At 71.0% G+C, this 6,028-nt stretch carries 6 protein-coding genes; 2 read left to right on the forward strand and 4 right to left on the reverse strand.

All coding sequences use genetic code 11. The features are described 5' to 3' along the window. Together ACT4N8_RS03280 and ACT4N8_RS03285 are read right to left on the reverse strand one after the other, a co-directional pair. Positions 1-730 (reverse strand): flavin monoamine oxidase family protein (locus ACT4N8_RS03280; RefSeq protein WP_444856710.1); only part of this gene is annotated, 730 nt, incomplete at its 3' end. Between the two features lie 51 nt (positions 731-781). Then, positions 782-1,540, reverse strand: a complete 759-nt coding sequence (locus ACT4N8_RS03285; protein WP_444856711.1) for an arginyltransferase — start codon at positions 1,538-1,540, stop codon at positions 782-784. Between the two features lie 186 nt (positions 1,541-1,726). Here ACT4N8_RS03285 and ACT4N8_RS03290 point away from each other — a divergent pair, with 186 nt between their 5' ends. Together ACT4N8_RS03290 and ACT4N8_RS03295 are read left to right on the forward strand one after the other, a co-directional pair. After that, positions 1,727-2,584 (forward strand): NAD(P)-dependent oxidoreductase, encoded by an 858-nt coding sequence (locus ACT4N8_RS03290; RefSeq protein ID WP_444856712.1) that lies wholly within the window; start codon positions 1,727-1,729, stop codon positions 2,582-2,584. A gap of 5 nt (positions 2,585-2,589) precedes the next feature. Next, a complete protein-coding gene (locus tag ACT4N8_RS03295; RefSeq protein ID WP_444856714.1) occupies positions 2,590-4,245 on the forward strand; it encodes an amidohydrolase in 1,656 nt (551 codons plus the stop codon). Here the strand turns inward: ACT4N8_RS03295 and ACT4N8_RS03300 are convergent. Together ACT4N8_RS03300 and ACT4N8_RS03305 are read right to left on the reverse strand one after the other, a co-directional pair. Beyond that, positions 4,226-5,356, reverse strand: coding sequence for a protein-disulfide reductase DsbD family protein (locus tag ACT4N8_RS03300; protein WP_444856715.1), 1,131 nt, complete (start codon positions 5,354-5,356; stop codon positions 4,226-4,228). The two genes, ACT4N8_RS03295 and ACT4N8_RS03300, sit on opposite strands and share 20 nt — an antisense overlap. 9 nt (positions 5,357-5,365) lie before the next feature. Further along, a partial coding sequence (locus ACT4N8_RS03305) for a protein-disulfide reductase DsbD domain-containing protein (protein WP_444856713.1) occupies positions 5,366-6,028 on the reverse strand: 663 nt, incomplete at its 5' end.

Here is a 6,028-nt window from a genome sequence, read left to right on the forward strand (position 1 = left end):
CGGTCGGGAGGTTGAAGAGCAGCTCCAGCGCCGAGGCCTCGTTCGGCTCGGCGCCATATTCGGTGCGGATGCCCGCCTCAAGCGCGTCGCGCGCCTCGCCGGGCCGAAGCCCGTGCCGATCGAGATAGTCGCGCACCGACAAAGCGTCGATTTCGCGCGCGACCGTTTCGTAATCGGCATCGAGCCGATCGGAATCGGCGGTGATCCGCGCCGCGATGCCGCGCAGCGCCCGGGCCAGCTCGGCCTCGCTTACCTCGCGGCCGTTGCGGCCGATCTGGATCTCGTGGAACGGCCCGAAGGCGCGCCGGTCGACCAGCCGGAGGCCGAAACGCCGAACGAGGCGCAGCATGTCCGCCTGATCGGTGTTGATCAGCTGCGCGCCCTCGTCGAAGGCGAATTCGGGCGCGAACACGCCGCGCACGCTGCGCGTCCGCCCGCCCGGGGCGGCCCGTGCCTCGTAGAGCATCGCCGGCATCCCGCGCGCGGCCAAAGTGTCGAGCGCGGAGAGACCGGCCAGCCCGCCGCCGACGATGACGATCCGAGGATGCGCCTGGGCGAAAGCGGGGAAGCGCGGCAGTGTCGCCGCCGCAAGACCGCCGCCAAGGGCAGCGAGCACGCGCCGCCGGCTGATTCCGTCGCCGCCGAGCCGCGCCGGGCGCTCGCCGTCCGCGGCGAGGTTCATCGCCCGCGCTTGTTCCAGCGCCCGCCAGATCCCCGCGCCCGTCCGCATGCCACGCCCCCTCGCCGCCAACCGGCGTGAGCCTAAGCCTGAAGGTGGTTGCTAGTCGAGCGAGAGTTCGCGCTGTTCCGGATCGAAGCGCCGCCAGCCGCCGGGGCCGAGCCGCTCGAGCGGGCGGAAGCGCGATTTGTAGGTCATTCGCTTCGCCTCCTCGACCCAATAGCCGAGATAGACATAGGGCAGGCCGGCATTCCCCGCCCGCACGATATGATCGAGGATGATGTAGGTGCCGAGGCCGGAGCGGCGCTCGTCGTCGGGCTCGAAGAAGGAGTAGATCATCGACAGGCCGTCGGCCTGCTGGTCGGTCAGGCAGGCGCCGACGAGGCGGCCGGGCGTGCCGTTCTTCGACGGCTCGCGATATTCGACGATATAGGTCTTGACCGGGCTCTGCTCGACCATGTCGGAGAAATCATGCTCGTCCATGTCGACCATGCCCCCCTCGGGATGGCGGATGTGGAGATAGCGGCGGAGCAGCTCATATTGCTCCTCGGTCGCCCAGGGCTTGCAGGCGGTGACTTCGAGATCGGCGTTGCGTTTGAGCACGCGCTTCTGCGTGGCGCTGGGCTGGAACTCGGAGGCGATGACGCGGACCGAGATGCAGGCGGCGCAATCCAGGCAGGAGGGCCGGTAGGCGACGTTCTGGCTGCGGCGGAAGCCGATCCGCCCGAGCGCATCGTTCAATTCGCTCGCATGGGGCCCGGCCAGCTCGGTGAACACCTTCCGCTCGGTCTTGCCCGCGAGATAGGGGCACGGCGCCGGCGTGGTCACGAAGAAGCGGGGAAAGCGGAAGGGTGCGCTCAAGCGACTCCACCGGATTGAAGGGTTGACCCCGGCTTTATGAGCCTCGCGCCGGGGCTTGTGAAGGGCGCGGCGGGCGTCCGGAGCGCGTTAACTGTGGGCCGTTTCAGCGTGGGACGGCGACGGCCCAAGTCCTGACACCCCTCTCCCTCTGGCGCGGCGCGCGATCATCACCTATCGCACCCTCCCATGGCACGGATCGCCTTCCTCGGCCTCGGCGTGATGGGCGCGCCGATGGCGCGGCACCTCGCGGCGCGAGGCCACGATCTGACCGTCCACAATCGCAGCCCGGCCAAGGCCGAGGCCTGGGTCGCGGCCCATGGCGGCAAGAAGGCCGGGTCCGCCGAAGAGGCCGCGAACGGAGCCGAGGCTGTCATCGCCTGCGTCGGCAACGACCGCGACGTCGAGGAGGTCGCGGGCGCCGCCTTTGAGGCGATGACGCCGGGCGCCTTGTTCATCGATCACACCACCGTCTCGGCCCGACTCGCGCGGCAACTCGCCGGGGAAGCGGAAGGACGCGGCCTCCATTTCGTCGATGCGCCGGTCTCGGGCGGGCAGGCGAGCGCCGAGAGCGGCAAGCTCGCGGCGATGTGCGGCGGCTCGGACGATGCGGTCGCGGCGGCGACGCCGTTCATGCAAGCCTACGCCGCGCGGATCGTCCATGTCGGGCCCGCCGGCCACGGCCAGCTCACCAAGATGGTCAACCAGATCTGCATCGCGGGCGTGGTGCAGGGCCTGTCCGAAGCGGTGCACTTCACCCACCGCGCCGGGCTCGACGCGAACAAGGTGCTCGACGCGATCTCCGCCGGGGCGGCGATGAGCTGGCAGATGGTCAACCGCTGGCCGACCATGGACAAAGGCGAATTCGATTTCGGTTTCGCGGTCGACTGGATGCGCAAGGATCTCGGCCTGACGCTGGACGAGGCGCGCGCCAATGGCGCCCGGCTGCCGCTGACCGCCCTGGTCGACCAATATTATGCCGACCTCCAGGCGCTGGGCGCCGGGCGGCAGGATACCTCTTCCCTGCTCCGGAGGTTCGAACCTTGAAGCGTCTGCTTATCCTGCTCGCCGCCATTCTCTTCGCCGCCCCGGCGCTCGCCGACCAGCTCGTCGACAATGTCAACGGCTACACCCTGCGCGACGGCCGGCTGGTCCGTTTCCACGCGATTTGGATCGGCGACGAGGGGCGGGTGATACAATTATCCTCGCGCGGCGCCCGGACGCCGCGCACCCGCTATCTGATCGACGGGCGCGGCCGCACCCTGCTCCCCGGCCTGATTGACGCGCACGGCCATGTCATGGGCCTGGGGCTGAGCGCGCTCAGCCTCGACCTGTCCGACACCAATTCGCTCGAAGAGGCGCAGCGCCGGATCGCGGAATATGCCGCCGCCAACCCGACCCCGCGCTGGATCGTCGGGCGGGGCTGGAATCAGGAGCGCTGGGGCCTGGGCCGCTTCCCGACCGCCGCCGATCTCGACGCGGTCGTTCCCGGCCGGCCCATCTGGCTGGAGCGAGTCGATGGCCATGCCGGCTGGGCGAACAGCGCCGCGATGCGCGAAGCGGAGATCACCGCCCAGACCCAAAGTCCGAGCGGCGGCCGGATCGAGCGGACCGGGCGCAATCCCAACGGCATCTTCGTCGACGCCGCCATGCCGCTGGTCGAGCGCGTCATCCCGCCGCCGCTTCCGGTCCAGCGCGACCGGGCGCTCGCCCGCGCGCAGGAGATCTTGCTCTCCAACGGCCTCACCGCGGTCGCCGACATGGGAACGAGCGCCGAGGATTGGGCGGTGATGCGCCGCGCCGGCGACGCGGGGCGGCTCAACGTTCGCATCCTCTCCTACGCCTCGGGAATCGAGAACCTCCTCGCTGTGGCCGGGACCCAGCCGACCCCGTGGCTCTACGAGGGACGCCTGCGCATGGTGGGCGTGAAGCTCTATCTCGACGGCGCCCTGGGCTCGCGCGGCGCCTGGCTCAAGCAGCCCTATCGCGACGCGCCGGGCCAGCGCGGCCTGCCGCTCGTCACCGACACGGTGCTCAAGAACCTGATGAGCCGGGCGGCGATGGACAATTTCCAGGTTGCGGTCCACGCGATCGGCGATCAGGCCAACGCGCTGCTGCTCGACGCGATCGACGAGCTCGCCGAGACCTATACCGGCGACCGGCGCTGGCGGATCGAGCATGCCCAGATCGTCGATCCCGCCGACCTGCCGCGCTTCGCCCGCCACGGCACGATCGCCTCGATGCAGCCGGTCCACCAGACCAGCGACCGGCTGATGGCCGAGGCGCGGATGGGGCTGGAGCGGCTGGGCGGCGCCTATGCCTGGCGGAGCATGATCGCGAACGGCGTCCCGCTCGCCTTCGGCTCCGATTTTCCGGTCGAGAGCCCGAACCCGTTCCACGGCCTCGCCGCCGCGATCAGCCGGGAGGACGCGCAAGGACAGCCGCCGGGCGGCTGGCTCCCCGAGCAAAGGCTGAACATGATCCAGGCCTTCGACGCCTTCACCCGGGGCGCCGCTTATGCGGGCTTCGCCGAAAGCCAGATCGGGACGCTCGAGCCGGGCCGCTATGCCGATTTCATCCTGGTCGACCGCGACATCTTCGCGACCGAGGACCAGCGGGAAATCCGCGAGACGCGCGTGCTGGAGACCTATGTCGGCGGGCAAAAGGTGTGGGAGGCCGGGAGCGCACCTAGCTCCCGAGCCGAGTGAGCCGACCGACGGTCAGGATCTGCGGCAGGATCTCGGCCTCGCGGCCGGGCGCATAATAGAGGTAGAGCGGCACGCCCGAGCGGCCGTGGCGGGCGAGGAAGCGGCCGATCGCCTCGTCGCCGCGGGTCCAATCGCCGACCAGCACGCGCATGCCGCGCGCGCGGAAGGCCTCGACCACCTCGTCCTGATCGAGCACGGCGCGCTCGTTGACCTTGCAGGTGAGGCACCAGTCGGCGGTGAAATAGACGAACACCGGCCCTTCGGCGCGAAGCTGCGCCAGCCGCGCCTCGGAGAAAGGCTCGGCGCCGAGCGCGTTCGGCGCCAGCGCCGCCGCGGCGTCGGCGACGCGGACGAAGGGCAGCGGCGCCGCGACCGCGACGACGATCATCGCCAACGCCGGCCACAGGCTGCGCCCACTTTGCCGCCGCCCGAGCCACCACAGGCCGAGGCCGAGCAGCAGCGCCGCACCAAGGCCGAGCGCCATGCCGTCCACCCCGGCCTGGCGGCCGAGGATCCAGGCGAGGCCGAGAGCGGTCAGGAACATCGGCACCGAGAGAATGCGCTGGAAGCGCTCCATCCAGGCGCCGGGCTTCGGCAGAAGCCGCCGCAGCGCGGGGACAAAGCCGAGCAACAGGAAGGGCAAGGCGAGGCCGAGGCCGAGGCCGGCGAACACCGCGAGCGCGCCCCAGGTCGGCAGGACCAGGGCCGCCCCGAGCGCGAAGCCGAGGAACGGGCCGGTGCAGGGCGTCGCGACGAAGGCGGCGAGCGCGCCGGTGGCGAAGGCGCCCCGAGTCCCGCCCCCTTTGGCGAGCACGGGAAGCTGAAACAGGCCGGCGAGGTTGAGCGCGATCGTGGTGATCAGCAACAGCAGCAGCACGATCACGCGCGGGTCCTGGAGCTGGAAGGCCCAGCCCACCGCCGCCCCGCCCGCGCGCACGGCGAGCAGCGCCCCGCCGAGCGCGACGCAGGTCAGCACGACGCCCGCCGCATAGCTCAATGCCTCTCGCCGCGCCCCGGCCTCGGTTTCGCCCGCGCGGGCGAGGCTCAGCGCCTTGAGGCTGAGGATCGGGAAGACGCAGGGCATGACATTGAGGATCAGCCCGCCGAGCAGCGCGCCGAGCTAGGCGAGCAGGATCGACGCCCCCTCCCCCGGCGGCGTGGAGCCGGGCACCGGATCCGACACCGGCACGGGCGCTCCCGCCGCCGGCACTTCGCCCGGCCGCGCGGTGAGCGCGAGGCCGATGCCGGGCGAGACCTCGAGCACACCCTCGAGCGCCGCGAGCCCGCCCGCGGCCGGCCCGGCGCCCATCTCGACGATCAGATTGGCGCCATTGCGTAAGATGCTCTGCGGCTGCGAATGCGCCACTGCATCGGTCGTCGCCGGGAAGAAATAGGGATCGGCGAGCGCCGCGCCCTCCGGGAAGGGAATGGCGAGGCGAAGGCGTCCGCCGCTCACCGCGAACCGTCCGCTCTCGGCCAGCGGACGCGGCAGCGCCTGGCGCCAGCCGGCAAAGGCCGAATTGGGCGCGCCGGACGCACCAGTGCGCAGCTCGATCGAGACGTTCGCGGTCTCGGGCACGCACAATTCGGTCGTGCAGACCAGATAATCGAGCCGCGCGTCGACCGGCACCGACACGCCCGGCTCCGCCGTCTCGGGCACGCGCAAGGTCACGAGCAGCGCGTAATCGCGCTCGTAGACATAGTTCATCAGCCCCATGACGAGCAGCCGGTCCGGCACCGGATAGTGGAGCGGCCCGGCCTGCCAGCCCTGCGGCAGGCGCCA

It is taken from the genome of Sphingosinicella sp., from assembly GCF_052387495.1.
GTDB lineage: Bacteria > Pseudomonadota > Alphaproteobacteria > Sphingomonadales > Sphingomonadaceae > Allosphingosinicella.